This is a genomic window from Streptomyces sp. NBC_00207, from assembly GCF_045160965.1.
GTDB lineage: Bacteria > Actinomycetota > Actinomycetes > Streptomycetales > Streptomycetaceae > Streptomyces.
This window is the reverse complement of the sequence record NZ_CP130715.1, coordinates 5,065,423-5,090,275: the sequence shown is the minus strand read 5'-3', so window position 1 is coordinate 5,090,275 and position 24,853 is coordinate 5,065,423. Positions and strand designations below refer to the sequence as shown.

Here is a 24,853-nt window from a genome sequence, read left to right as displayed (position 1 = left end):
CAAGCTGCGTGTATAGGGGTGTGCCCTGGTCCGGGGGTTCTCCGGGAATCCGGCCACGGGCGCGTGCCCGGGCTATGGGAAGGCCTTCGGCGCGCTTTTTCCGGAAGACGGCCAACCTCTCTGCGCTTGCCACTGCCGGCCTGTGCGCCGCGGCTGGAGTCCGTCCAATGATCGTCCGTCACGTTCGTCAAAACGATTCTTCCATCCTCCAGGACACCGCTTCCGGTGTGCCGCGACGCTCTCGACCGTTGCTCTGGCCCTCGATGAGGCACACACCGTTGACCGCCCCCAGCTGCTCCCTGTGCTGCGCATCGACAGGAGCGATCGTGCGTTCGGGGTCGATTACCTCCTCACCCGCCACGCGAAAATCTATGACGGCCGGAGTAGACATTGAGCTGTGGCGTGGTTATGGTTTCTCTCGTAGCCCAGAGAGACAGCAGGGTCCGGCAGAGACGAACTGCCGGGCAGCAGTACCCGCAGTTGCAGTTCGCAGGACGGTGCGGTGGTGGAGTTCCAAAGCCAGGGTTGTTGCAGGACGGCGACGGGACTGACGACCGGACCGGGTGGCCCGCAGTCATCAGGGGCCGCCGCGAGAAGTACCAGCAGTTAACGCAGTGGCAGTACCTGTAAGTGCAGTTCGCAGTACCCAGCAGTGAAGTAGTGAGCAGCACCTCGGTGAAGGCGTCGGCTGCAGGCGCACGCACCGGGAAGTTCGGCAGTGGGGTTCTACGCCAGAGCAGACGCAAGATGGGCAACGGGGCTGGCTGCCGAAGAGTGGCGCTGACACAGGCCACTGAGCAGTACGAAGTAGAGCAGTACAAGCAGTAAGCAGTTGATCACCGAGGGAAGAACGGAGGAGCCGAGCACCATCAGGATCGCCCGGGCGGAAGCCTAGAGCCCGGGTACCGCAGGACATCGATAGTGAGGTGGTCTCCGGTCAAGCAACCGCGATCCCCGCACTCCCGGCAGCGTGTCGGCCGGGTCGGCGGAAACACAGGGTCGGCGCAGTATCAGGGCCGACAGATGGTGTAGTAGTTCCTTCGGGGCCCTGGTGCCGTACGGCACCAGGGCCCCTCCACGCGTTCCACGAGAGAGGTTCAATGACAGCAGACGACTCGTTCGGCCGGCTCGACGACGACGATTACCCCGCCTACACCATGGGCCGGGCCGCCGAGATGCTCGGCACCACCCAGGGCTTCCTCCGCGCCATCGGCGAAGCCCGCCTGATCACCCCGCTCCGCTCCGAGGGCGGCCACCGCCGCTACTCCCGCTACCAGCTGCGCATCGCCGCCCGCGCCCGGGAGCTCGTCGACCAGGGCACCCCCATCGAGGCCGCCTGCCGCATCATCATCCTCGAAGATCAGCTCGAGGAGGCGCAGCGCATCAACGCCGAGTACCGCCGCGCCGCCGAATCTTCCGCGTCGCCGTCCTCAACCTGACCCGAGTGTGCCCGTCGGGATCGGCGGGCCTCGGTCGTCGAAGGAGTGCTACTCGGGTGCGGACGCCTCCGCCAGGTCCGCCCCGGCGTCAGCGCTGCGTGTGACCTGGTGGGTACCGTGCCAGTCCAGGCACATGACCGTCGCGTCGTCCTGGAGACGGCCACCATGCGCGCGCAGAATCTCGGCGACCAGAGCGCGGGAGGCCTCGCGGGGGTGGAGATCGCCCGTGCGCACAACCAGGGAGGGCAGATCGACCTCCACAGCGCGGCGCTCGAGCATGCCATCGGTGAGCATCACGAGGCGGTCACCCGGCTGCAGGTCCAGCCGCTGCACCCGATAGTCGGTACGCGGCTGGATACCGAAGGGGAGATCGACCTCGGGAACCATCTGCTCGACCCTTTCCCGCCTGAGGCGGAGCGGCCAGGGATGCCCGGCGTTCACGAACTGAGTGGTCCCGTCGAGCAGGCTGATGCGCAGCAGCTGCCCAGTGACGAAGCCTCGCCTGCCGTGGTCGATGACGGCCCGGTTGGCCTCCAAGGCCTGTACTTCGAGCTCGGCGCCGGCACGCCTGGCCCTGCGAAGGGCGCCCACTGCGAGGGTGGCGAGTAGCGCGGCTTCCACGTCGTGGCCCATGGCATCGGTGACGGAGAGTTGCATGGTGTCGCGGTCGACGACGTAGTCGAAGGTGTCACCGCCGACGTGCGTGGCCGGTTCCAGCGCTCCGGCGACCGTGAACTGGGCTGCCTCACACGCCAGTGAGGTGGGCAGGAGTCGGTGCTGGATCTCGGCGGCCAGGTTCAGGGGCCGTGTACGGCGACCCCATTGGTAGACGTCGGTGAAGGACCGATTGGCGATCACGATGTAGGCCAGGGCGTGAGCGGTCGCGCCGATCTGCCTCATCGCGAAGTCGTCGGGGTGATCCGGCAGGAAGAGTTCGAGCAGGCCGATGGCGTCGCCGCGGTTAGTGACGGGCGCCACGACCCTGACCCGGCTGTTGCCCTCTCGCTGGAGGGCCGGCCGCTGTGTGCGCAACGCGTCCGCGTAGAGGGTGCCGGGCAGAGCGACGCGCTCAGGGGGCTCGTCAGACTCGACGCTGTCGGCTGCCCCGAGCCGCACCACTGACGAACCGGTGAAGTCGACGATCAGGAACGAGACCGAGGCAGCCTGCAGGCGGTCCCGGAGCAGCCGCGCGACAACGTCCAGGGACTCCACAGGGGAGGCGGATTCCGCTGCCGCGAGCACGCCCGCAAGGTCCACCTCCACCAGCTGCTCTCCGCCGGCGCGTCCCTGATGGGCGCCTGGATCTCGCTCCTCGGTTGGGGGCATGACCGCTCCTCTCCTCCTCCGACACCGTGGGACCGGCCCCTCCACGAGAACTGCTCCCTGACGCTCTTTCCGAGCGCCCGAGGCCTTACGGTCGGCCCCCACTGCCTCGTCGCGAAGCCATCCATCTGGGGTCGCAGCCTGTGACCACGGCCGGCACAGATCCGGGAAACCCGCGGGGCCGACCGTGCTCAACCCTGCCCGAGGACCCGCACGCCAGGTGGCTGCTGCTGCCCGCGCAGGCCGCGCTGCCTGACTGGTTCACCCGAACAGCAGGCATCGGCCCTACTCGGGGACGCTGCCCGGTCACCGGCATAGCACGCCCGCCCGGAATCCTCTGAGGACCCGGTTGCGGGGCAAGCACCGGGGCATGGGGATGGACGAGTCAAGTCGGCGGTGTGGCTGTGGCCGTCGCCTTCGAGCCGAGCGTGAGGAGACGGGGTTGTGAGCGGTGTGTGGATGTACGCACAGGACAGCGGCTACACGTCCCGGCAGTCACTGGTGGGGTTCACGGTTGAGGCGGCTGACGGAACGATCGGGCACGTGGACCGCCAGCAGGACCAGCCCGGCATGCAACACCTGGTCGTCGACACCGGCGTGTGGGTGTTCGGCAAGAGCATTTTGATCCCGGCCGGCGCCGTCGCCGGCATCGACACCGAAACACGGACGGTAAAGGTGTCAGGGACCCGGGAAGAGATCAAAGCCGCTCCCCAGTTCACCACCGACAGCAAAACGGCTGACCACCGCTATCTGTCCGCCGTCGGCGACTACTACCTCTCCCTCCGCCGCCCCCTCGCACCCTGACCCGAAGCCAGTCGGCAACTCGCCCGCCCCAGGGCGACAGCAGCCCCGGGCAGAACATTGCCGTGCTCAGTAGACGGTGAAGGAGATGGCGATGTAGTGCGCGGTGAAGGCTGCCACGGTCAGGGCGTGGAAGACCTCGTGGAAGCCGAACCAGCGGGGCGAGGGGTCGGGGCGCTGAAGGGCGTAGACAACCGCGCCCGCACTGTAGAGAAGCCCGCCGGTCACGATCAAGGCGAGTACGGGCGTCCCACCACTGTCCAGGAAGTCGGGCAGGTAACGCACCGGTGCCCAGCCCAGGGCCAGGTAGCAGGGGGTGTACAGCCAGCGGGGAGCTCCGACCCACAGGACACGGAAGGCGATGCCGGCCAGAGCGCCCGTCCACACGATCCACAGCAGGACGGACCGCTGGTCAGGGGGAAGAAGGAGCACGGCAAGCGGGGTACAGGTGCCGGCGATGATCAGGAAGATGTTGGCGTGGTCGAGGCGACGCAGAACGGCCTCACCGAGTGGTCCCCACGTGCCGAGGTGGTAGACGGCGCTCGTCCCGAACAGCATCCAGGCGGTGACGGAGTACACGGTGCAGGCCAGGGTGGCGTCCGGCGTCCCAGCCAGGCAGATGAGGACGATGCCCGCGGCCAGCGATGCGGGGACCATTCCGGCGTGAAGCCAGCCTCGTAGCTTCGGCTTGATCGGCTCCACCAGATCGGCCGCTCGCTCGACCAGGTCGGCAACCGGGTGGGAGTCCTCGGCGGCCTTGTCACGGTGCGATCCGGAGGGAGGACCACTTGCCTCGCAGCCTCCGACCGTCGGTGCGGAAGACACACCGCCGGTTTCGACGTCGTCGCGGGACACTGCTTCCCTTCCTGCCTCGGACTGCTGGGCGTCACTGGCAACCACGTGCTCATGTTAGGAGCCTGCCCGCAGGAGCATGGCCCGAGGCCTGCCTCGGACCACCGGGCCGGCACCGCCGGACACGGTTTGTTCAGCCGTCCATGGTTCCGGTCCTGGAGGCCTGCCGCCAACTGGGGCCGTGGAAGTCGTGTAAGTCGGCGGGCCATGGGAACGATCAGGGCTTCCGAACGGGCCTCTCCGCTCTCCTACGTTCAAGGACCGCCGATGCTTCCCGAGTTCCGCTCCCACGCATCCGCCCCCCTTTCCCACCAGCTGGAACAGCGACTGGGACTGGACCCACGCCTCGAAGCGGGCCGAATCGACGTCGAGCGCGTCGCCGACATCGCCGTCGTCGCATCCGCCCACTCCGATGGGTACGCGGCCACCGCGCACCTCCTCGGACTGCTGGCCGCGCTCCCCGCTCCCACCGATGCCGGAGAACGCTTCTGGTCGGACCTGTGGAGGACCTCAGGCTCCCTCTACCTGCTGCCCGCCAACATCAAGACGTTCGTGCTGAGTTCGCTGGCCGGAGAAGGCACCGGTCTGGCCGGTCAGATCCTCTCGGCTGTCGACGAGATGACCCCGCCCCAGCGCGTCGCAGCCGGAGAGGTAATCGGCCAGGCGCTCGCCGAATCCGACCACCTCCCCGACCTCAAGACGCAGGTCATCGGCGAGCTGTGGCTCCGGGATCTCGAACTCACCGCCTGGCGGGTCCTGCACGCGGACCACAAATCAGCTGATCCGGCTGAGCGGAAAGCCTTCCTCGACGCATGGAGGTGTGTCTGAGCGCCAGGTTTCCTCTCGACACGGCACGGCCGTAGACGGGCCATCGACGAGCGCCGCCGCTGCTGTTCGGGTCCAACGGCACCCAGAGAGCCGGTGAGGGGAGGAAGGCGAGACGCCTCCCTCCCCTCCCCCACCGATCGTCAAGCGCCCTTCGCCTGCCTCTTCACCGCTCCCTTGACGCGGGCAGCGCGTACCCGGGCGTCGATGCCCCCGGCGACCTCCTGCTGGCGTTCGTCGTCGGAGTGCTGGTAGATCATCGCGGCCTTCTCTGAAGACTGGCCGGCGCGGACCAGCGTGTCCTTGAGGGTCGCGCCGGACTGCGTCGACAGGGTGTGGCCCGTGATGTCCGACTACACGATCGAGCTCACCCGCCCCGGCACCCCCGCCCTGAAACTGTGGGCCACCCTGCGTCACCTGGGCCGCTCCGGCGTCATCGACGTTCTGAAGCACTACCAGGACCTTGCCCGCTATTTGCGCACCCGCATCCAGGACGGTGATGGGCGCCGGCGCCTTCACCGCCCCCGTGTCCCCTCTGCCGCAGGGAAGGAGGTGACGTTCGACAAGCCCGGATCGTTCAGCTGGAAGGTTCCTGCGGGAGTCGACCGGATCACGGTCAGGGTGTGGGGCTCCGGCAGCGGCGGTGCAGGCGGCACCGGCGGCGCCGGTGGCGGAGGCGGTGGTGCGGGCGGTCAGAAGGCGACCGGTGTCGGCGAGAGCGGCGGGGGCGGTGGAGGCACCGCCGGCGTCAGCGGCGGTGCGGGAACCGACGGCGCCGCCGGCGCGCCAGGCGAGAAGGGCCACGACGGAGCCGTTGTCATCTCCTACTGAGCAGGGAGAGGGCCGGAGTGCCGCGCACCGTTCGGGTGCACGGCAGCCACAGATCCCCACCTCGTCCGCCTGAGCGCTTGAGGGGGCAATCCCCGATCCAGCCGCCTGCCGCCGAAGGCCACTCGTAGGCGTTCCGGACGACTCAGGCCACGCCACAGAGGCCAGCGTGAGGGGCGTGCCCCAACCGTGCCCTTAGGGACGGTCAACAGCGGTCAGAACCGGAGCGCAGAAACGACCCCGAAGCCGCTCCAGAAGGCCGATTACCGCATGTCAAAAGCCCTACAGATGCGTTCCGCGCCATAGATTCCCAAGCTTATGGCGCGGGTTCGATTCCCGTCATCCGCTCTTGCAAGAAGGCCCAGGTCAGCGACCTGGGCCTTCTTCGTTGTCTGGACCTCTTCGGCCTCGTCGAGCCCCAACTCGCCGGAACGTCTCAGGAGTCGATGCCCGCGCGGAGGATTCCTTCTCCCTCAGCGGGACGGCGACACCAGTCCTGCCTCGTAGGCCGCGATGACGAGGTGGACGCGGTCGCGGGCGCGCAGCTTTGACAGCAGGCTCGCGACGTGAGTCTTGGCGGTGCCGGGGCTGATGTGGAGGTGGGTCGCGAGTTCGGTGTTGGACAGGCCGCGGCCGACGAGAGTGAGCACCTCGCGTTCTCGCGCGGTGAGGGCGGCGAGTTCCGGCGCTGGCGGGGCGGGCGGGGCGGGTACGGGGCGGCCCGCGAACTCCGCGATGAGGCGGCGGGTGACGCCGGGCGCGATCAAGGCGTCGCCGGCGGCAACGACCCGGAGGGCGGTGAGGAACCCGTCGAGATCCATGTCCTTGACGAGGAAGCCGCTCGCTCCGGCCCGCAGGGAAGCGTGGACGTGGGTGTCGCTGTCGAAGGTGGTCAGGACGACGACCCGGGCCTCCGGGGACTCGGCGGTGATCATCTGCGTGGCCTCGATGCCGTCCATTCCGGGCATGCGGATGTCCATGACGACGATGTCGGGGGCGAGTTCCCTGGCCAGGGCGACGGCCTGGGCGCCGGTCTCGGCCTCTCCGATGACGTCGATGCCGGGTGTGCTGTCGATGACCATGCGCAGGCCGGTGCGGACCAGCGGCTGGTCGTCGGCGAGGACGACGCGGATCGTCGTCATGGCGCCTCGGTGGGGGTGAGGGGGAAGCGGGCCGCGACCCGGTAGCCGCCCTCCGGGCGGGGCCCGGCGGTGAAGTCGCCGTCGTGGAGGGCGACCCGCTCCCGCATGCCGCGGATCCCGTAGCCGGTCTCGGTTCCGGTTGCCGCATCCCGGGGACCTGCGGTGTCCGGGTGGCCGGGGCCGTCGTCGACGATCTCGACGGACAGGGCGTGGGGGCGCCAGTCGACCGTCACCCGGCAGTGCCGGGCGTCCGCGTGACGCACCACGTTGGTCACGGACTCCTGGATGATGCGGAACGCGGACCGGTCGACGGCTTCGGCCAGTCCACGCCGTTCCCCACCGTGCCGTACTTCCACGCGCACTCCGGCATGCGCCGTCGTCGCGACCAGCCGGTCGAGGTCGCCGAGTCCGGAGAACGGCCCGGCCTCGGCGCCCGACTCCGGTTGCGGGTCTGTTCTGCGCAGGACGTCGAGCATGGTCCGCAGTCCGCGCAGCGTCTCGCGGCTCGTGGTCTCGATGGCGGTGAGCGCGCCGCGCGCCCGCTCCGGTTCGCTGTCGATCACCCGGCTTCCGGCGCCCGCCTGGATGGCGATCACCCCGATGCTGTGCGCGACCATGTCGTGGAGTTCGCGGGCTATGCGCAGCCGTTCGGCCGTGACCGCCCGGGCTGCCGCGTGGGCGCGCAGCGCCTCGCCGTACGTGCGCCGCTGGCGTACGTACGTGCCGGTCAGCCAGGCCAGCAGGACGAGCAGGGCCAGGCATGCCGTCACGCCGAGAAAGCCGGGGGCCAGTACACGGGCCCAGCCGCCCTCCCGGAAGAGGTCCACCTGGAGGTACGTCTCCTGGACGCCGACCGTGGCGAAGGCGGCGGCGAGACCGGCGCGGGGCGTCCGTGTGGCCGCGACGGCGGCGACCAGCAGGCCGGTGACCGGGAAGAGGGGCCAGACCTGCTCGGCCCGGAGGCCCAGGGCCGCCGCGGCGGCGGCCTCGGCCAGCAGGAGCGCGAGGGCTGCGGAGGGCCGGCGCCGCGCCACCGCGAGCGGGGCGGCCATCACGACCGTCGCCGCCGCGAGGCCCGCGCCCCCGCTGTCCGGCCCGTCTCCCGGCTGCGCACCGCCCGTGATCGCCGCGTACAGCAGCAGCCCAAGCAAGGCCACCGCGCAGCCCGTCACCGCTGTTCGCGCACCGCGCGGAAGGCGTTGCATCAGGGGCGGAGGAGGCGCGTGGGGCACGGTCTCGGACACCGGTACTGGCACGGGCACGGGCATCGGCCGATCGTAGGCGGCATCCACTCGGCGGGCATCAGACCGCAGGCGTATGCCTCCGGGCCGAGGCGCGTCTGCGATCGCTGTCGCCGGGCCGATGTGACCCGCCCCTGGCGCGCGGCACCGTGGTTCTCGTGATCGAAGTCAACGGACTGACCAAGCGCTACGGCGACGTCCTCGCCGTCAACGACCTCAGCTTCACGGTGCGGCCCGGGACCGTGACCGGGTTCCTCGGCCCGAACGGCGCGGGCAAGAGCACCACCCTGCGGATGATCCTGGGCCTGAACCGGCCCACCGCCGGTACCGCCACCATCGAGGGCCGCCCGTTCCTTCGGCGGCAGGCCGGCCTGCACCACGTCGGCGCGCTGCTCGACGCGGGAGACGTCCACCCGGGCCGCAGCGCAGCCGCCCATCTGTCGGCGCTGGCCCGCAGCAACGGGCTGCCCCGCCGCCGGGTGCGGGAGGTCCTGGAGGAGGTGGGTCTGGCGGGCGCGGCGCGCCGCCGTGTCGGCGGGTTCTCCCTGGGGATGCGGCAGCGGCTCGGCATCGCGACCGCCCTCCTCGGCGACCCGCCCGTGCTGCTGTTCGACGAGCCGGTCAACGGCCTGGATCCGGAGGGCGTGCGATGGGTGCGCGGCCTCTTCAAAGGGCTGGCCGCCGAGGGACGCACGGTGCTCGTCTCCAGTCACCTGATGAGCGAGATGGAGAACACCGCAGACCGTCTCGTCGTCATCGGCCGGGGCGAACTGATCGCGGAGGAGAGCGTCGACGAGTTCGCCGCGCGCGGCACCCGCAACCGCACTCATGTCACCGTGCGCACCCCGGACTCCGCCCGGCTCGCGGCCGTACTGACCCCGGAAGGCGCCGGCGTCCAGCCCGACGGCCGGGAGACGCTCACGGTCACCGGGCTGACCGCGGACCGCATCGGCGAACTCGCCTTCGAGCACCGGATCATGCTGCGCGAGCTCGCCCCGCACAGCGCATCGTTGGAGGAGGCTTTCATGGAACTCACCGCCGACCGCGCCGAGTACCTCGCGGGTGACCGCCGATGACCTCGCCCGTGACACCCCGGACGGCCACTTCCGCCCGCACCCGGGCACCGGCCGAGCCGCGCGTCCGATGGCGCGGTCTCCTCGCCGCCGAGTGGATCAAACTGTGGTCCCTGCGCTCCACCCGCTGGGTACTCGGGCTCGGCGTCCTGATCCTGATCGCGCTCGCCGTGCAGAGCAGCCTCGACACGTACGACAACTGGCCGGACTTCGGCCCCCAGGAGAGATCCCACTACGACCCGATGAGCGAGGCGCTCAGCGGCGCCGGCGTCGCCCTCCTCATGATCGGCGCGGGCACGGTCGGTGCCCTGACGATCGTCGGTGAGTACGCCTCCGGTCTCATCCGCACCACGTTCACCGCGGTACCGGCCCGCAGCCGGGTGGTGCTGGCCAAGGCCGCCGTCGTCGCGGCCGTCATGCTGGCCGTCGGCACGGCCGTGTCGTTCAGCACGTTCGTCGTGAGCCAGGCCATCCTGTCGGGCCGCGGCATCGGCATCTCGCTCGGTGAGCCCGGCGTCCCGGGCGTCCTCGCGGCGAACGCGGCACTCGCGCCCGTTTCCGCCCTGGTGGGCATGGGCGTCGGCGCGCTCCTGCGGCACACCGCCCTGTCCGTCGTCTCGGCCTGCGGCGTGCTCGTCGTACTGCCGGGCTTCTTCAAACCGACCGTCCATCAGTGGGCGAACGAGCTGTTCGGCTACTTCCCCTACTACGGCTGGCGCAGCTGCCTGTCCCAACTGCACCCCCGGGAGGCCGCCGCCCTGCCCTCGGCGGCCGAGGCATGGACGGGCTTCGCGCTGTGGGCCCTGCTCTCGGTGGCACTCACCCTGGTCGTCGTGCGGCGGCGCGACGTCTGAACGTGCTCCGGCAGTCCGGACGGGGCACCCGCCTCAAAGGCGCGGCCCGGGGGCCTGATCCGGATCCGGATGGTTCCCTGCGGGAGTGGATCTTGCCGAAAGCATTCGGAACATGGCCGAATACTACTCACCAGTTCAAGGAATTGCAGATTCCTGTGAGCCACTTCACGGGAGCTCCACAAAAATCCTGTTGCGAACCGTTCGCAACTGCGTGATCGTTAAGCCATCCGGCAACCGCCGGAGAATGAAAGGAGAATGTCGTGAAGCTCATCAAGGCTGCGCCGACCGCCAAGAAGGTCACCTTCTCTGTGATGTACAACTCCCCGTTCTAATCTGCGGGCAGAAGCCTCCGGGGCGGACAATCTCCGCCCCGGAAGCTTGCGCGGGACAGATTTCCAACAGTGCGGATACAGCGGGGATGGAATGCGTCAATTCACAGTTTCTGCCAGCCGTGGCGTCATAGGCTTCTCTCCGGTGAAAGACCTGGTCAGCGCGGTGGATGTCGCGCACTGGTCCCGGGACGCGCTGGTGGGGCTCAAGCTCATCTCCCCCGCCCATCCGGCTTGCTCGACCGTGAGCGGCGATCTGAGCCTGACCGACGGGGCACAGGCCCAGGACCGCATCCGATTCTTCCTCAAGGACCGCCTGGTCCGGAATTTCCGCGACGTGGGCCGCGCCTGGCTTTCCGATGTCGGCCCCTGCGTCATCAACATTGCGCACGCAGAGTTTCTCGACGACGGAAGCCGCCTCTTCCTCGAAACGCTGGCCAACTTCCCGTCGGACCAAATAGAGGTCAATTTCGCCGTAGGGCGGGACGCTGCGGAATCGGCGCTCAAGGCCCCGCACGACGACCGTGAACAACGTATCGAAAAGCTTGTTCTTCGCGCAGAAGAGGGACTTTCGGAATCCGAAGTCGACTTCCTGTACGAGCAGGCAATGGAGTACCTGAGCGTCGGCGACAGCTGGACCGCAGAGCGGATCCTGAGGGCCGTCCAGACGCAGCGCGACACACCTGCCATCTGGGGCCGGCTCGGCCTGGCCTACACCATGCTCGGCAGGACGCTGGAGGCGGAATTCTGCTACCTCCGCTGGCGCGAGGACTCCGACCCCCTGGGCGTGGCCGGGGCCGACTACGGGCTGTCGATGCTCTACGCCCGCCACCACCCTCCGGTGCTCCGGTCGCTCGACCGAACCGCCCAGCACTTGGAACACGGGTATGCGGTGCTCGACCAGGTTCCCGCCGACGACACCAGAGACCTCACCTTCCACAGGGTGTTCAACCGGAACGGCTACGCCCTCGTCGAGTTCCGCCGTGGCCACATCGAGGAAGCGATCGGCCATCTGACCGAGGGCATCGCGCAACTGCGCAACGGCTCGGCCGTCCACCACATGCACCAGACCGTGCTGATCTACAACCTGGGGCAGTGCTACCGGCGGATCGGCAGGCTCGACGAAGCCATCGCCACCTTCACCGACCTGCTCGAAGTGGACGGCAGGATGCCGGAGTACCACATGGAGCTCGCCCACTGCCACCTGAGCACCGAGGACTTCGACGCAGCCCTGAGCAGCCTCCTGGAAGCGAGGAGGCTCGGCCCCTCCATCCAGGAAGCCCACTCCCTCCTCGGCTTCACCTACCTCCAACTCGGCGACCACACCGCGGCACTCGCGAGCTACCGCGCCGCCTACGAGCTGGATACGCAGGACTTCGAAGCCCTGTACGACTACGCGTACGTCCTGGCCGAGACGGACCAGCCGGAAGCAGCGCTGGAACTTGTCGTGGGCCGCGATCACGCGCCGCTGAGGACCGGCGAAGCGGTCAGACTCCTGACGCTGAAGGCCGAGCAGCATGCGGTACTCGGTAACCTCGCCGCCGCTCGTACCGCGCTGGAGCAGGTCCTCGTCCTCGCTCCGGACAACCCCGAAGCGCGCGCCAATCTCGACCAAGTGATGGCTGTCCCGGCTTGACCCAAGCGAAGGCTCTCGGTGTCCAAACTCCAACCCGCGGCTGAAGAAGGCTCCTTGCGAATACCCGGTGCCCGTCGCATCGCGGCCTTCACGTTCCTGTTCTTCACGGGCATGTGGCTGTCCAAGACGGTGCACCCGCTGTACTTCGACGCGCACGACCATCTCGTGGCCTTCGGTCTCTCCTACACCGCGATGGCCATCGCCGGGACCGCGTCCGTCTTCATCGGCCGGATCGCGGACCGTACCGGGCCTCGGCCCGTCTTCGCCTGGGGAACGGTCCTCTACGCCGCGGGCATGGCCCTGCGCGTCTTCCATGCGAGCCCGCCCGTGGCGATCCTCTCGGGACTCGTCGCGGGCCTGGGCGCCTCCGCCGTGTTCATCGCCCTGCGGACCTGGACGCTGCTCAACGTGCCCGAGGCAGAACGAGCGGGGATCGTCTCGCGGCGAGAGTTCATGAACCAGGCCGGCATGGCTCTCGGCATGGGTTCCGCCGGTGCGCTCGCCGTGTTCATCGGCCAGGGGGACCGGGGGTACGTCGCGGTCCTTCTCCTGGGAGCAGGCTGCGTACTGACCGGACTGCTGTGCATCCCACCGAGCCGGCCGCACGACCCTCCCCAAGGGCCTGCCGAGGACACCTCGGGCAAGAAGGCCCGGGGATTCCGTGCGGTGGCCAAGGAGCACAAGGTCCTGGCCCTGGGAGTGGTCGGACTCGGCCTGCTCATGGGCTTGTACGCCAGTGTCCTCAGCCCCTACCTGCCGCTGCTCCTGGCCGATCGCGGGGTTCCGGTGGCCTGGGTGGGTCTCGTGCTCGCCGTGGCCAGCGTGGTGCGCCTCACCACCGCCGCGCTCGCCGGGAAGTTCCTGCGCGAGCGGCCGCCCATGCTCGTCTTCCTGGTGTCGGAGGCGAGCTGCGCCGCTGCCACGCTGGTGCTCGCGATGTCGGTCAGCCCCTGGGTGGCCGCCTGTGCCCTCGCCCTTCGGGGGGCCTTCCTGCTGGGGGCCGCGATCTCGCAGGAACTGCTCCAGCTCAACGCCTTCCCCGCCGGGATCGCCGGGATCCTCTTCGGCCTCGTGCAGAGTGCGTTCCTCGCCGGAGACTCCCTGGGGGGAGCGTTCGGCGGCTGGTTCTACAAGGAGCTGGGCAGCTCGCACACGGTGCTGATCGCGACCGGGCTGACCCTCGCCAACGCCCTGCTCGTGCCGGCCTTCTACGCATACCTCCGCAGGACCACGGCGGACGTCCCCGAGAAAGAGGCCGGTCATGCGGCTCCCTGAAACCTTCTTCACAGAGCGTCAGCGGCACCTCCTCTCCTGGGGGGACCGTCCCGTACTCGGCGAGGTGGGCGAGGACGGAACCCTCCACATCGGCGATCAGGACGCCGTCTCCGGAAAGAGCGGAGCCGGCGTCGTGAGCATGGCCCTCGACGGGGACGCCATCCTCTACGCCGAATCCCGTGAGGTCTTCACGTCCGTGACCCTCGACGGCGGGCCCCGCCTCGCCGTCGTCGAGACAGGACTCGACGGGACACAGGAGCACTGGCAGGCGGCCCTGCCCGCGACGGCGAACGGCCCGTGGACCATCCACGACGTTCTGGAGGGACGGGACGAGAGCGGCGCGAGCGTGCTCGTCCTCACGGTCCAGGACGCACGGGGGGCGACCGAGTTCCACCAGGTGTCCGCGGGCGGCCCCGTCACCGTGCACACACCCCGGGCCGGCGGCCAGCTCGTCCACTGGGACCTGCGGTACGACACGGCGGTCGTCCGCCAGGACCAAGGTCCCCGGGAACCCGTCCTGCACCTGGAGCGTCCCGTCACGGGCACGACGCCGGTCTCGGTGCCGGGCCACTGGCGGGACGGCTGGGACGGCCGCGGCCTCATCGTCCAGGACGCGGAAGACGGGCCCCGCCTCGTCGCATGGGATCTGGGCAGCTCCTCGCTCCGGCCGGTCACAGGTACGCGAGGGCACGTCGACGATGCCCGCATCCTGCGCGACGGGACCGGCCGCCTCCTCGTCATCACGACGATCGACGGAGCCGACGTCCTGCACCTCTGGTCCGACGAGACCGGCGAGGCCGAACCCCTGCCCCTCGCGCCCGCCGGCCGACTGCGCTTCCGGGTGGCCGGTCCGCGCGGAATCGGCCTCTACAGCGCGGGCACGCTCGCCGGTTCGGCATGGCTCTGGCTGGACGAGGCGGGCGCGTTGCACCGAAGCCGCGGCGACATCCCCGCACACGACGGCGGTGCCGGACTGAGGCACGTCACGTACGGCAGAACCCCGGTGCTCGAGTACCTGCCCGAGGAGCCACCGGTCGCCCTGGTCATCTCGCTCCACGGCGGTCCCGAGTCGGTCGAGCGGGACGAGCTGAGATGGGACGGCCTCTACCGGGACCTGCTCAAGGCCCGCATCGCCGTCATGGGGCTGAACTACTCCGGCTCTCTGGGCTACGGAACCGACCACACCCGGCGCGCCTGGAAGAACTGGACCCGCGCCTTCGAGGAAGACCTCCGGGCGTGCATCGCGACAGCGCGCACCTGGGGTCTCGACGATTCCGACATCGCCCTCCTGGGCGGCAGCTTCGGGGGAGGGCTCGCCCTGCTGGGCTGCGGCCTTCACGGTGGCCTCTCCGGGGCCGTGTGCAGTGCCCCCCTCATCGACATCCGTGCCCATGCGCAGCGCGCCGCCGACGCGGACACCTCATACGAGGACTGGTTCGGGGAACGCTTCGAGCTCGGAGCGTCGACGAGTCCCGCGCAACGCGTCTTCGACCCCGTGCACCTCTCCGCTGCGCCGCCCGGACCACGCGCGGTCCTGATCCACGGTGACCAGGACGAGGTGACGGAGTGGCGCGACAGCCGCGATGCCGTGGACCTGGCCGTACGCCACGGCCTCGACTGGAAACTGCTGACGGAACCAGGGCTCGGGCATGTGCCCGGCGACGTCGACGAGGTGATCCTCCGCTACGGCCACGTCAAATCCGCCCTGTCAGAGGTCCTCGGACACCCCCTCCCCTGAGGAGCAACCACGAAGCCCCAGGTCAACGACCTGGGGCTTCGTTGTCCAGGGGGCGCCTGTTGTGGCCCCCCTCGGGCTCAGTCCAGGCCGAGGCTCTCGAGGTGGGCGAGGAAGGACGCGACGAGCCGGGGACGCGGGCCCTCGGGGACCGGGGAGTCCGGGATCTGCCCTTCGATCCCCCACTCGGTGTTGAAGGTGATGGTCTTGTCCTGCGGCACCACCGCGTCACGGAGCCATTCGACGAAATCGGCCGCCGCGCGGGCCGTGCAGTCCTTGATGGCCACCCCCGTAGGCATCAGAACCGCGAAGCCCTCCAGCGCCTCGTCATCGCACGTGATCCCGAAGTGCAGCGAGGCTCTGCGGACCGCCCCCGTCCGGCCTTCATCGAGCCGAAGGAACTCGTCCGGGTTTCGTGCGAGCAGGTGAGATCCGAACCCGTCGAAAGCGAGCCCCCAGGTTTCCCCCTCGGCCGGGCTGAACACGTACATGGTCCGGAGCTCGACCAGGTCGGACGGGTCCAATTGCATCTCCTACGGCGTGGGGGTGCAGGTCAGGCAAACGTGGCACGCCGGAAGTCCCAGGGCGGGCCGCCCCTTCTCCCCGGTGGAGGGGACAGGCTCCGGCCCGTCTCCGCGAACCATGCACGGGAAGTCAGACGCTACGGCGATCCGCATTTTCGGACGCGGATCGCCCTAGCGGCTAAGCCGGTCTGGCGGTGCGTGCCGGCAGGCGGGTGGACAGGACCCGGCCCAGGTCCAGCAGGCTCAGGCCGAACATCAGGACGCCCAGGGGGACATGGACCGACGGTACGCGTGCGATGCCCAGTACCACCTGGACCGAGGCGAGGACGAGGAAGCCGGACGCGTACAGGATGGGGCGGGGCGAGCCGCCGCCCGGGCGCCAGGCCAGGACCGCGGCGAGCACGTACAGCATCGTCGCGCCGTACATCACGCGTGCTCCGACGCCGTGCAGTGTCTCGCCGTACGACGTGGACAGCAGGAGTCCGGCGGTTGCCGCCTGGAAGAAGATGGACAAGGTCTGCAGGGCTATCGCGACCTGCTCGAAGGTGATCCTGCCCTGTACTGCCGTCGTCTGCGTGGCCATGGCGCGGCCCCCTCTTCTGCCTCGCGGCGGTGGATCGTCAGTGTCTCGATGGTCCGACGACACAGGGCCGCGAAATGTGAGGCGAAGCGCAGGACTCACAATCCGGTGCGGTGTTTCGTCGGAGTACCGAGAGCCGAAGCGGACGAGAAGAACCAGGGAGCGGTCGCGACCATGAACACCCCCGCAGACACCCCGCCGGAACCGGGCCTGAGTGCGGTCGTCGACGAGCGGCGGCAGCTGATCAACCTCGCCTACCGGCTGCTCGGTTCACTGGCCGAGGCCGAGGACGCCGTCCAGGAGACCTACACCCGCTGGTACGCCATGTCGCGGCAACAACAGCAGGCCATCGAGTCACCCGGCGCCTGGCTGACGACCGTCGCCAGCCGCATCTGCCTCGACGTACTCGGCTCCGCACGAGCCCGCCGCGAACGCTACGTCGGCGCATGGATACCCGAACCACTGCCCGACCGCACCGAATGGATCAGCGGACGGACAGGCGCCGGCACCACCGAACCGGCCGACCCCGCCGACCGGATCACCCTCGACGAATCCGTCAACATGGCCTTCCTCGTCGTACTGGAATCCATGACACCCGCCGAACGCGTGGCCTTCATCCTGCACGACGTCTTCCGCTACCCCTTCCCCGAAGTCGCCGAGATCGTCGGCCGGACACCCGCCGCCTGCCGCCAACTCGCCACCTCCGCCCGCCGGCGCATCCACGCCTCCCGGACCCCCGCCGCCCCCGCACCCGGACAGGCCGGCCTGGTACGGGACTTCAAAGCAGCCTGGGAGGCCAAGGACATCAAGGCACTCGTCGACCTCCTCGACCCCGACGCCACCATGACCGCCGACGGCGGCGGCCTGGTCGGCACCGTCCTGCGCCCCGTCGAAGGCAGCACGAACATCGCCCAGTACCTGATCCACATCGCCGACAAGGCACCCGGACTGACCCTCCTGGAACGGACGGTCAACGGCCGGCCCGGCCTCGTCGCCCAGCACCGCGGCACCACCGTCACCGTGGCCGCCTTCAGCCTCACCGACACCCGCATCACCCGCATCTGGGCCGTCCGCAACCCGGAAAAACTCCGCCCCTGGACCGAGCACGGACCAGACCGAGCACACGACGACGGCCGGTGACGCACCACAGGTCCGGCTCCGGCCATCCCGCACCCACGTACTGGAGCCCACGAACATGCGCATCCGACTCCTTCAGGGACTCGCCCTGCTCGCCACCGGCCTCCTCGCCGGGGCATTCGGCTACGGCGCGGCCAACCTCGTCCCCACCTTCAACGCAGTACCCCTCGACATGCGGCTGTCGTTCCACGCCGAGCTGATGAAGATGAACGGCATCACCATGCAGGCCGCCATGGCGGTCTCGGCGCTGAGCTCCCTCACCCTCGCGGCCCTGACACGCGGCCGCGCCCGGCTGCTCGCGGCCGCCGCAGCCCTGCTGACCCTCGCCTCCTTCCTGATCACCCGGCTCGGCAACGTGCCGATCAACGGGCGGATCAAGGAATGGGCACTCACCTCCGCACCGGCAGATCACGCGGAGATCCTGCAGCGCTGGGAACTCTTCAACAACCTGCGCACACTCACCGCCCTCACCGCGTTCGCCCTGCTGATCACCCTCGCCCTGAGACAGCCGCCGGCCGGCCGGAAGCAGCCGCAGACCACCCCGGCCTGAAGACGATCGGGGCGCCGAGACCGGGCGCCGCCATGAGTGGCGTGCCCCCGGCGGTGCCCTGGGGAGGTCGCCGCCACCCGCTCCACCACCTGCCGGAAAATACCTGGCCAGAACGGCTATAGCCCACTGAACAGGCGTACAGTGGAAATACCGGGAGTACTTCGCGCACCGGCTTTCACGCGGGTGTCGTTTCCGGCGATCGCCTAAAAACCGGGCTGCCGACGGGCAGTCCGGGGGCAGGTCCACACCATGACCACCACCCTCGACCGGACCGCGCCCCGCGACCTCGCCGCAGAGTCCCCGGCACGCCTGTCCCTCACCCCGAAGACCACCCTCGCAGGTCAGCTGGACGGTGCCTGGTGGCCCCGCTCCCGTGACCTCGAAGCCGAGCTCCCGGCCCTGGCCGCCGCTCTGGACGAGCCCTGGGGGCGCATCACCCGCGTCACCGTGAACCCCGCCTGCTGGCACGTCATCCCGCACACGGTTCCCATGGCCGGACGCTTGCTGCACGTGGGCTGGTTCACCGAGCAGGACCCCGACAAGCTGATCCTGCTCTCCTACACCGTCGGCCGCTGGGACCTCCTGGTGATCCCGCCCGAGACCGAGCCCGCAGCCGCGGCCCGGCTGATGGCCGCCGCCGCGATCCCGGGCAGCGCCCTGACGGCAGGCGTCCTGATGGCCAACGAGGCCGTCATCGGGCGCGGCATCCGCGACGCCCGCCGCCGGGAAGCCACCTGGGAGGGCGAAGGCGGGTCCTGCATGTCCCCCTTCGGGAACCCGATGGACCGAAGCACCCTGCCGCTGCCCGGAATCGGCTGGAGGTGAGCTCCGTGGAGACCATCGTCCTCATCGCGGTGATCATCCTCATGATCGGCATCGGAATGCGCTGGATCCACCTGCTGAACGCCCAGCACGACGCGCGGATCGAGGCCTACCACTTCAGCGACCCCCTGCCGAGGCCTCCCGGCCTGCCGGACGACACCGGTCGTCGAGCCCACCACACGGGTGCCGACCGGTGAGGAACAGACCTTCCTCCGACCGGGGGCAGCGGTCGGGGCGCCACGGCGCCCCGACCGGCCGGTCTCTCGCCCACCACGAAGGGAACACGCCAGCGTGAAGTACATCGAGACCCAGACATTGCCCTCGCTCGAGCACGCCGAGGTCCGGATCATCGCGCACACTCCGGAAGCCGCCCGAGCGGTCGCAGAGGCGCTCCGCCGCTGCTTCGCAGGCACGGAACAGCGCAGCTACCCCGCCCTCGACGGCAACACCCGCCTCCACCTCACCGTGGACACGGCAACACCCGCCGGCCCCGCCCGCTCCTGGCTGGCCGCCAGCAGGACCCACGCCGGCACCGGCGCCCACTCCGACGAGATCTGAGGAGCCCCTACCGGCCCCGGAGCCCATCCACCCCGCACACGAAAGGACGCGGTCATGGCCACACTGCGCGAACGCAAGACCTACCGCGATCAGGTGCTCCGGGTCCTGTACGAAGCCGTCGAGGGCAACCGTCTCCTCGGCGTCACCGGAGCACAGCTGCGGCGCGACCTCCACGTACCGGAACAGGATCTGGCCGCCGCCTGCACCTACCTGGCGGGCGAAGGGCTGGTCACCGTCGACTGGGAGCCCGGCAACACCCCCGCGATGGTCACCCTCACCCACGAGGGAATACGGCGCATGGAGGCCGAGGAGGAAGGGACGGCCACGGACGGCCGGGGCTGATGCGAAAGACAGGCCCTGAGCCAGGCCCTAGATGCGGGCGAACTTCTCGGTCTGGTGGGCGAACTCCTGCGCCATGGCCGCGCTGACCGTGGGCTTGGTCTCGCCGATGGTGCCCAGGTAGTCCTCGGTGGTGGGACGGGCCCGGGTCCCGGTGTCGAAGGTGCGCTCGAACTGGACCTGGGAGACGGTACGCGCCACATGGGCGATGTCGGCGGGGGTGAACCCCTCGCTGGCGGTCGCCAGCACCGCGCTGTCGGCCTCCGCGCCCGCTCGGGCCAGGTAGCTCTCCCACAGTGCGGTCCTCGCACGGTCGTCGGGCGGGCCGATCGGCAGCACGTAGTCGAAACGACCGTGCCGCAGGAACGCGGAGTCGAGTGTGGTCACGTCGTTCGTGGCGCAGACGAGCAGCCGCCCGTCCTGACTCCGGAACCGGACGATCGCCTTGAGCAGTTCGTTGACGACGCCGACCGCTGTCGCGTCCGCGCCGCTCCGGGTGCCCGCGATCTCCTCGACCTCGTCGATGAAGACCAGGACGTGGTCGAGCCGGGCGATCTCGTCGAAGCGCCGGTTCAGCCCGTTCGCCAGCCCGTACTCCGCGGCCAGCCGGGCGGGGAACAGTTCGAGGAAGGGCCATCCCAGACGGCTGGCCACGGCGTGCGCGAAGGTGCTCTTGCCGGTCCCGGGCGGACCGAACAGCATCACCGCCCGCGGCAGCTCCACTCCGTGCTGGTCGGCCAGTTCGGGATGGGCCAGCGGCAGGACCAGGCGCCGCTCGATGAGTTGCTTCTCCCTCTGCATGCCCACGACCTTCTGCCACAGTCCCCCGGGCGGCAGCTCCGCTCCGAGCGACGAGAGCATGCTGACCGCCTGAGGGGTCACCCGCCCGCGCTTCTCGAAGAGGACCAGGCCGGGACGGGCGCCGAAGCCGCAGTTGTGCAGGGCGGCGGCACCGGTCTCGCCGTCGGGCAGGACCGCGTGCACCGTTCGGACACCACCGGCGAACAGCCGGTGCTCCAGAGCCGTGATCAGGTCGCTGCCCAGCCCCCGGTGCCGCCAGGCAGGCGCCATGCTGATGCGCAGGATCCACGCCCGGTCGCCCTCCACCCTGCTCACCGCCGCGCCGACCACCACCTCATCCGCGGTGGCCACCACCGCCGGGTGGAGGGCCTGGAGCGCCGCCACGGCGTCCGAGAGCGGGAAGAGGGGCGGCTCTTCGGCCCTGCTGCTCTCCGCATCGACTCGGATCACCGCTTCGAGATCGTCCTGGGTGTAGTCCCTGACACGCCAACCCGCCATGATCAGCTCCGCGTGTTCGGCCGTACTCCCATCATCGGCCGATGTGCGCGGGATGCGCGCGGCGGAGGCGGCTCGCGCCACGTGCTCCGGCCGTGCCCCGGCCTCCGCGGCCGGGCGGGGCGCACCGGGTCACTCGGTGGTGGTGAACGGCGTGTCCGCGGTCCGCTTGCTGTCCAGCCCCTTGGCCTCGACGGACCTCTGCTGGTTGTCCGCGCCCTCCGCCGGAACCTTGATCTCCGCTACGAAGCCGCCATCGGCCGAGGCCGTGACGTCCCGGAGCTCCCACTCCTTGCCGTAGCTGCCGTTGAAGACGAGACGTACCCGCTCACCCGCCGCGAAGCCCGAGCCGGTGAGGGTGACCACCGTGCCGCTGGAACCGCTGTCCGGGCTCGCCTCGATACGGGCGTTCTTCGACGCCTTAGGTGCCGGGCTCTGGACCGGCAGGGACTGGACCGGCTTCGAGACCGTCGGGGAGGGGGTGGGCGGGGCGACGGGGGGCTGGGCGGTGGTGACGGCGACGGGGCCCGGCTGCGCCGGGGGCTTGCCGTCGTGGCCGCCCATCGCGACGGCGGCGATGACCGCGGCCGCGATGGTGGCCGCGGCCGTGATCAGCGCGGCGATCACGGGCCCCCGGTTCGGGCCGGGGCTCGGCGCGTGGGCCGGCAGCGGCGGAAGCGAGGGGCGAGGCGCGTGAGCCGGGGGCGGGGGTACGGAGCCGGGCGAGGGACCTGAGTCGCCGAGTTCGGACACCGCACAACCTCCAGGGACCGCGATCTGATCGGATCCGACCACCCTATATTCGTAACCATCAGTCAGCTGCGGGTTATTCACGGGCAGTTGCCGGGCACGGTGAGGCCCGTACGCAGCCGGTCCAGGAAGGCGGTGGCCGCGGGGCCGGAGGGGCCGTTCGTCCGCCAGGCCAGGGCGACCCGGCCGCGCAGGCGCGGCTCGGTGATCTCCAGCGTCCGCAGGCCGAGGGCCGCAGCCGCTCCGGCGGCGGGGGCCGGAACCACCGCCACGCCCAGACCGCGGGCGGCGAGCTGTGCCAGGAACGGCGGAGCGGCCGCCTCGAAGGCGATGCGGGGCCGGAACCCCGCCTGCGCGCACGCGCGGTCGAGTACCCCGCGCAGCCCCGTGCCGCACGGCAGGCTGATCAGCGGACGGTCGCGGAGCTCGGTCAACGGGATGCTCGCGCGGTCCGGGGACGTGAGGGCGGGGTCGTCCGGGGCGACGGCCGCGACCAGGGGTTCGTCGACCAGGAGTTGGACGGAGATCCCGGGTGGGGCCTCCTCGTCCGCGAGCCCGATCACGGCGACGTCGAGCTCCCCCCGGTGCAGCGCGGCGAGCATCCGCTCCGAGGTGTCCTCGGTCAGGGCGATCTCCACTCGGGGGTGGTCCTCGTGGAAGCCGGCCAGGACGGCCGCCAGGTCGAACGCATCGGCTGCCGCGGCAGCGCCCGACACGTGGCCGAGGGTGACGTGTCCGCGGAGCAGTCCGGTGAACTCGTCCGCGGTCTGCCGTACCGCCTCGACGGCTGCGAGCGCGGCCCGCGCGTACGGCAGTACGGCCTCGCCCACCTCGGTCAGGGTCACCGATCGGCCGGAGCGGTCGAGGAGCGGGTGCCCGAGTTCCTTCTCGAGCCGGCGGACCTGGGCGCTCAAGCCCGGCTGTGCCAGGTGCAGACGGGCGGCGGCGCGGGTGAAGTTGGCTTCCTCGGCGACCGTGACGAAGTACCGCAGCTGCCGGATGTCCATAACGGATCATTCTAGTTGCGAGACATGCAAACTCTTGGACTTATGGCAGGCCGGCCGAGAGCCTTGAAGCCATGGGGAACACGACGGAACGGATGCCTGCCTCGGACGTCAGAGCCGCGATCGCGGCCGAACGCCGGGAGCTGGCCGCCATGTTGGACGGCTTGTCGGCCGAGGAGTGGGACGCGCCGACCCTGTGCGCGGGGTGGCGGGTACGGGAGGTCGCGGCCCACATGACGATGGGGTTCCGGTACTCGCTCTCCAAGACGGTGCGGGAACTGATCCGAGCGCGGGGCAGCCTCCACCGGATGACCGACCGGTGCGCCCACAAGGACGCGGCCGCCCATTCGACGCGCGAACTGGCCGCCTTCCTCGGCGACAACGCGGATCACCCCTGGAAGCCGCCGGTCGGCGGGATCGAGGCGGCGTTGGGCCACGATGTGATCCACGGCCTGGACATCACAGTCGCGCTGGGCCTCGGCCGGCGGGTGCCCGAAGATCGCGTGCGCATCCTCCTGGGGACCGTCAACGCCCGGACCGTCACGTTCTTCGGAGCCGACCTGGGCGGCATCGAACTCCGCGCCGACGACCTCGACTGGTCCTTCGGTACGGGAACGCCGCTGTCCGGCGCCGCACAGGACCTCCTCCTGCTCGCCTACGGCCGGCGGCTCCCCGCAGGGCACCTCCGCGGCGCGTCGAGCGACCGCTTCCTCGCCGGGAGGCAGTGACGGCGGCCATGCGCCCTGCCCCGCCGGGGTCGGCTCACCCGTGCGCCTCGTCCCGCCGCCGAAATGGTGCAGACCGACCGTGCGCGTGTCAGCGTGATGCGTGAGGAATCCGTACCCCGCACCAAGAGGAGTCGCCGTCATGGACGGTAGGCAGGACAAGCGCCAGGAACCGGGCAAGGGGCGCGAGGCGCACGAACACCATCGCCCCGGAGACCCCGCGCAGCCGCAGCCGGGCAAGTCGTCCCGTGAGAAGGGACACAAGCCCGGCCAGAAGGAGACCTCGCGGCGCCGCGAGGACGACCTGCTGCGCGAAGAGGACCTGCACGACGAGGGGTTCTGACCAGCGAACCGTTCGCCCCCCACACGCAGAGCCCGTCCGGTCCACAGCCACCCCGGCCGGGCTCTGTCGCGCCCCCGCCGCATATGTAGTGGTCGGAAGCGGCTTCCAGGACCCCGAACCGGAGTACGGTGGGGCAACCGGGAGTATGTCGCACACCCGCTCCCACGCGGACGTCGTTTCCGGCGATCACTGCACCGGGCCGTTCACACACGGTCCGGGGACGGGTCCGCGACATGACCACGAACCTTGACCGCGCCGAGTCCGGCGTGGTCCTTCCCTTGTGTTCCGGCGCGCCTGCCCCTCACACCGCAGACCGCTCTCGTCGGCCTGCCGGACGGTGCCCGGTGGCCCCGCTCCCGCGGCCCCGCTCCCGTGACCTCGCATCCGAGCTCCCGGCCCTGGCTGCCGCCCTGGACGAACCCTGGGGACGCATCCCCCGCATCACCTGCATCACCTGCATCACCCCCCGCGTCTCCGTGAACGCCAACCGCCGGCCGGTCGTACCGCGCTCGGTGCCCGAGGCCGGGCGCATGCCCCACACGGGCCGGGCCCCCGCGCCCACCCGCCGATTCTCTGCCCCCTACGAAGGGAACACGCCAGCGTGAAGTACATCGAGACCCAGATACTGCCCTCGCTCGGGCACGCCGAGGTCCGGATCATCGCGCACACTCCGGAAGCCGCCCGAGCGGTCGCGGAGGCGCTCCGCCGCTGCTTCGCAGGGACGGAACAGCGCAGCTACCCCGCCCTCGACGGCAACACCCGCCTCCACCTCACCGTGGACACGGCAACACCCGCCGGTCCTGTCCGCTCCTGGCTGGCAGCGAGCAGGACCCCCGCCGGCAGCGGCCCGCACTCCGACGAGATCTGACGGC

The 24,853-nt window shown here is 70.1% G+C and carries 28 protein-coding genes and 1 pseudogene; 19 read left to right on the top strand and 10 right to left on the bottom strand.

The features are described from left to right. The first annotated feature begins 1,100 nt into the window (after window positions 1-1,100). Window positions 1,101-1,439, top strand: a complete 339-nt coding sequence (locus OG472_RS24075) for a MerR family transcriptional regulator (RefSeq protein WP_384580330.1) — start codon at window positions 1,101-1,103, stop codon at window positions 1,437-1,439. 48 nt (window positions 1,440-1,487) lie between these two features. Here OG472_RS24075 and OG472_RS24070 read toward each other — a convergent pair whose 3' ends face one another. Beyond that, window positions 1,488-2,696, bottom strand: a complete 1,209-nt coding sequence (locus OG472_RS24070; RefSeq protein ID WP_401611160.1) for a PP2C family protein-serine/threonine phosphatase — start codon at window positions 2,694-2,696, stop codon at window positions 1,488-1,490. A 510-nt stretch (window positions 2,697-3,206) separates the two neighbouring features. On the opposite strand from OG472_RS24070, the gene OG472_RS24065 reads away from it, so the two are divergent. Beyond that, entirely contained in the window at window positions 3,207-3,566 is a 360-nt protein-coding gene (locus OG472_RS24065) for a PRC-barrel domain containing protein (RefSeq protein WP_401611139.1), read from the top strand. A gap of 66 nt (window positions 3,567-3,632) precedes the next feature. Here OG472_RS24065 and trhA read toward each other — a convergent pair whose 3' ends face one another. Continuing rightward, window positions 3,633-4,418 (bottom strand): PAQR family membrane homeostasis protein TrhA, encoded by a 786-nt coding sequence (trhA, locus tag OG472_RS24060; protein WP_401611162.1) that lies wholly within the window; start codon window positions 4,416-4,418, stop codon window positions 3,633-3,635. A gap of 264 nt (window positions 4,419-4,682) precedes the next feature. Here trhA and OG472_RS24055 point away from each other — a divergent pair, with 264 nt between their 5' ends. Then, entirely contained in the window at window positions 4,683-5,243 is a 561-nt protein-coding gene (locus OG472_RS24055) for a hypothetical protein (RefSeq protein WP_328789501.1), read from the top strand. A 140-nt stretch (window positions 5,244-5,383) separates the two neighbouring features. On the opposite strand, the pseudogene OG472_RS24050 reads toward OG472_RS24055, so the two are convergent. Next, window positions 5,384-5,584: pseudogene (locus OG472_RS24050) on the bottom strand (site-specific integrase); the annotation flags it as partial. Between the two features lies 1 nt (window position 5,585). Here OG472_RS24050 and OG472_RS24045 point away from each other — a divergent pair. Further along, window positions 5,586-6,071: a hypothetical protein gene (locus OG472_RS24045; protein WP_405942038.1), complete on the top strand. Its 486-nt coding sequence runs from the start codon at window positions 5,586-5,588 to the stop codon at window positions 6,069-6,071. Between the two features lie 470 nt (window positions 6,072-6,541). Here the strand turns inward: OG472_RS24045 and OG472_RS24040 are convergent, their stop codons facing one another. Next, window positions 6,542-7,210 carry a response regulator gene (locus OG472_RS24040; protein ID WP_405942037.1) on the bottom strand — a complete coding sequence of 223 codons (669 nt, stop codon included), beginning with the start codon at window positions 7,208-7,210 and terminating at the stop codon, window positions 6,542-6,544. Next, window positions 7,207-8,367: a sensor histidine kinase gene (locus OG472_RS24035; protein ID WP_405942036.1), complete on the bottom strand. Its 1,161-nt coding sequence runs from the start codon at window positions 8,365-8,367 to the stop codon at window positions 7,207-7,209. Before OG472_RS24035 ends, OG472_RS24040 begins: the two co-directional genes overlap by 4 nt. 242 nt (window positions 8,368-8,609) lie before the next feature. On the opposite strand from OG472_RS24035, the gene OG472_RS24030 reads away from it, so the two are divergent. The 5 genes from OG472_RS24030 (at window position 8,610) to OG472_RS24010 (ending at window position 15,356) form a co-directional block, all read left to right on the top strand. Further along, window positions 8,610-9,527, top strand: coding sequence for an ABC transporter ATP-binding protein (locus OG472_RS24030; protein WP_405831183.1), 918 nt, complete (start codon window positions 8,610-8,612; stop codon window positions 9,525-9,527). Further along, window positions 9,524-10,378, top strand: a complete 855-nt coding sequence (locus OG472_RS24025; protein ID WP_405942035.1) for an ABC transporter permease subunit — start codon at window positions 9,524-9,526, stop codon at window positions 10,376-10,378. The genes OG472_RS24030 and OG472_RS24025 overlap by 4 nt, the downstream gene beginning before the upstream one ends. Window positions 10,379-10,852: 474 nt before the next feature. Further along, the gene (locus OG472_RS24020) at window positions 10,853-12,343 is read left to right on the top strand and encodes a tetratricopeptide repeat protein (protein WP_405942034.1); all 1,491 of its coding nucleotides are present in this window, start codon (window positions 10,853-10,855) and stop codon (window positions 12,341-12,343) included. Between the two features lie 54 nt (window positions 12,344-12,397). Further along, window positions 12,398-13,618, top strand: a complete 1,221-nt coding sequence (locus OG472_RS24015; RefSeq protein ID WP_405942033.1) for an MFS transporter — start codon at window positions 12,398-12,400, stop codon at window positions 13,616-13,618. Further along, the gene (locus OG472_RS24010; protein WP_405942032.1) at window positions 13,605-15,356 is read left to right on the top strand and encodes a prolyl oligopeptidase family serine peptidase; all 1,752 of its coding nucleotides are present in this window, start codon (window positions 13,605-13,607) and stop codon (window positions 15,354-15,356) included. The genes OG472_RS24015 and OG472_RS24010 overlap by 14 nt, the downstream gene beginning before the upstream one ends. A 77-nt stretch (window positions 15,357-15,433) precedes the next feature. Here the strand turns inward: OG472_RS24010 and OG472_RS24005 are convergent, their stop codons facing one another. Together OG472_RS24005 and OG472_RS24000 are read right to left on the bottom strand one after the other, a co-directional pair. Continuing rightward, window positions 15,434-15,877: a hypothetical protein gene (locus OG472_RS24005; protein ID WP_405942031.1), complete on the bottom strand. Its 444-nt coding sequence runs from the start codon at window positions 15,875-15,877 to the stop codon at window positions 15,434-15,436. Between the two features lie 178 nt (window positions 15,878-16,055). Continuing rightward, the gene (locus tag OG472_RS24000; RefSeq protein ID WP_401611147.1) at window positions 16,056-16,460 is read right to left on the bottom strand and encodes a hypothetical protein; all 405 of its coding nucleotides are present in this window, start codon (window positions 16,458-16,460) and stop codon (window positions 16,056-16,058) included. Window positions 16,461-16,631: 171 nt separating this feature from the next. Between OG472_RS24000 and sigJ the strand changes: the two genes are divergently transcribed. From sigJ to OG472_RS23970, 6 genes are all read left to right on the top strand, one after another. Continuing rightward, complete coding sequence (sigJ, locus tag OG472_RS23995) at window positions 16,632-17,597, top strand: RNA polymerase sigma factor SigJ (protein ID WP_405831178.1); 966 nt, start codon at window positions 16,632-16,634, stop codon at window positions 17,595-17,597. A 55-nt stretch (window positions 17,598-17,652) separates the two neighbouring features. Then, on the top strand, window positions 17,653-18,144 hold the full coding sequence (locus OG472_RS23990) for an anthrone oxygenase family protein (RefSeq protein WP_401609711.1): 492 nt from the start codon (window positions 17,653-17,655) through the stop codon (window positions 18,142-18,144). A gap of 249 nt (window positions 18,145-18,393) precedes the next feature. Beyond that, window positions 18,394-18,969, top strand: a complete 576-nt coding sequence (locus tag OG472_RS23985; protein WP_405942030.1) for a DUF5994 family protein — start codon at window positions 18,394-18,396, stop codon at window positions 18,967-18,969. A 5-nt stretch (window positions 18,970-18,974) separates the two neighbouring features. Beyond that, entirely contained in the window at window positions 18,975-19,163 is a 189-nt protein-coding gene (locus OG472_RS23980; RefSeq protein ID WP_401609717.1) for a hypothetical protein, read from the top strand. Window positions 19,164-19,257: 94 nt separating this feature from the next. Continuing rightward, the gene (locus tag OG472_RS23975; RefSeq protein WP_401609720.1) at window positions 19,258-19,524 is read left to right on the top strand and encodes a hypothetical protein; all 267 of its coding nucleotides are present in this window, start codon (window positions 19,258-19,260) and stop codon (window positions 19,522-19,524) included. 54 nt (window positions 19,525-19,578) lie between these two features. Beyond that, window positions 19,579-19,866 (top strand): hypothetical protein, encoded by a 288-nt coding sequence (locus tag OG472_RS23970; protein ID WP_401609723.1) that lies wholly within the window; start codon window positions 19,579-19,581, stop codon window positions 19,864-19,866. Between the two features lie 27 nt (window positions 19,867-19,893). On the opposite strand, the gene OG472_RS23965 is transcribed toward OG472_RS23970, so the two are convergent. The 3 genes from OG472_RS23965 to OG472_RS23955 form a co-directional block, all read right to left on the bottom strand. Continuing rightward, window positions 19,894-21,162 carry an ATP-binding protein gene (locus OG472_RS23965; protein ID WP_401609726.1) on the bottom strand — a complete coding sequence of 423 codons (1,269 nt, stop codon included), beginning with the start codon at window positions 21,160-21,162 and terminating at the stop codon, window positions 19,894-19,896. A 129-nt stretch (window positions 21,163-21,291) separates the two neighbouring features. Beyond that, window positions 21,292-21,786: a hypothetical protein gene (locus tag OG472_RS23960; RefSeq protein ID WP_401609729.1), complete on the bottom strand. Its 495-nt coding sequence runs from the start codon at window positions 21,784-21,786 to the stop codon at window positions 21,292-21,294. Window positions 21,787-21,989: 203 nt separating this feature from the next. Next, the gene (locus OG472_RS23955) at window positions 21,990-22,916 is read right to left on the bottom strand and encodes a LysR family transcriptional regulator (RefSeq protein WP_405942029.1); all 927 of its coding nucleotides are present in this window, start codon (window positions 22,914-22,916) and stop codon (window positions 21,990-21,992) included. Window positions 22,917-22,987: 71 nt separating this feature from the next. Between OG472_RS23955 and OG472_RS23950 the strand changes: the two genes are divergently transcribed. The 4 genes from OG472_RS23950 (at window position 22,988) to OG472_RS23935 (ending at window position 24,849) form a co-directional block, all read left to right on the top strand. Continuing rightward, window positions 22,988-23,641, top strand: coding sequence for a maleylpyruvate isomerase family mycothiol-dependent enzyme (locus tag OG472_RS23950; RefSeq protein WP_405942028.1), 654 nt, complete (start codon window positions 22,988-22,990; stop codon window positions 23,639-23,641). Window positions 23,642-23,780: 139 nt separating this feature from the next. Next, a complete protein-coding gene (locus OG472_RS23945) occupies window positions 23,781-23,981 on the top strand; it encodes a hypothetical protein (RefSeq protein ID WP_401609738.1) in 201 nt (66 codons plus the stop codon). A 233-nt stretch (window positions 23,982-24,214) separates the two neighbouring features. Continuing rightward, the gene (locus tag OG472_RS23940) at window positions 24,215-24,586 is read left to right on the top strand and encodes a DUF5994 family protein (protein WP_405942027.1); all 372 of its coding nucleotides are present in this window, start codon (window positions 24,215-24,217) and stop codon (window positions 24,584-24,586) included. After that, window positions 24,583-24,849, top strand: a complete 267-nt coding sequence (locus OG472_RS23935) for a hypothetical protein (RefSeq protein WP_401609740.1) — start codon at window positions 24,583-24,585, stop codon at window positions 24,847-24,849. Before OG472_RS23940 ends, OG472_RS23935 begins: the two co-directional genes overlap by 4 nt. Window positions 24,850-24,853: the final 4 nt, after the last annotated feature.

Bases quoted from the DNA above. Each gene is read 5' to 3' on its own strand.
- OG472_RS24075 (WP_384580330.1), top strand. From the start codon at position 1,101: ATGACAGCAGACGACTCGTTCGGCCGGCTCGACGACGACGATTACCCC.
- OG472_RS24055 (WP_328789501.1), top strand. From the start codon at position 4,683: ATGCTTCCCGAGTTCCGCTCCCACGCATCCGCCCCCCTTTCCCACCAG.
- OG472_RS24045 (WP_405942038.1), top strand. From the start codon at position 5,586: ATGTCCGACTACACGATCGAGCTCACCCGCCCCGGCACCCCCGCCCTG.
- OG472_RS24040 (WP_405942037.1), bottom strand. From the start codon at position 7,210: ATGACGACGATCCGCGTCGTCCTCGCCGACGACCAGCCGCTGGTCCGC.
- OG472_RS24025 (WP_405942035.1), top strand. From the start codon at position 9,524: ATGACCTCGCCCGTGACACCCCGGACGGCCACTTCCGCCCGCACCCGG.
- OG472_RS24010 (WP_405942032.1), top strand. From the start codon at position 13,605: ATGCGGCTCCCTGAAACCTTCTTCACAGAGCGTCAGCGGCACCTCCTC.
- OG472_RS24000 (WP_401611147.1), bottom strand. From the start codon at position 16,460: ATGGCCACGCAGACGACGGCAGTACAGGGCAGGATCACCTTCGAGCAG.
- sigJ (WP_405831178.1), top strand. From the start codon at position 16,632: ATGAACACCCCCGCAGACACCCCGCCGGAACCGGGCCTGAGTGCGGTC.
- OG472_RS23990 (WP_401609711.1), top strand. From the start codon at position 17,653: ATGCGCATCCGACTCCTTCAGGGACTCGCCCTGCTCGCCACCGGCCTC.
- OG472_RS23985 (WP_405942030.1), top strand. From the start codon at position 18,394: ATGACCACCACCCTCGACCGGACCGCGCCCCGCGACCTCGCCGCAGAG.
- OG472_RS23970 (WP_401609723.1), top strand. From the start codon at position 19,579: ATGGCCACACTGCGCGAACGCAAGACCTACCGCGATCAGGTGCTCCGG.
- OG472_RS23965 (WP_401609726.1), bottom strand. From the start codon at position 21,162: ATGGCGGGTTGGCGTGTCAGGGACTACACCCAGGACGATCTCGAAGCG.
- OG472_RS23955 (WP_405942029.1), bottom strand. From the start codon at position 22,916: ATGGACATCCGGCAGCTGCGGTACTTCGTCACGGTCGCCGAGGAAGCC.
- OG472_RS23950 (WP_405942028.1), top strand. From the start codon at position 22,988: ATGGGGAACACGACGGAACGGATGCCTGCCTCGGACGTCAGAGCCGCG.
- OG472_RS23945 (WP_401609738.1), top strand. From the start codon at position 23,781: ATGGACGGTAGGCAGGACAAGCGCCAGGAACCGGGCAAGGGGCGCGAG.
- OG472_RS23940 (WP_405942027.1), top strand. From the start codon at position 24,215: ATGACCACGAACCTTGACCGCGCCGAGTCCGGCGTGGTCCTTCCCTTG.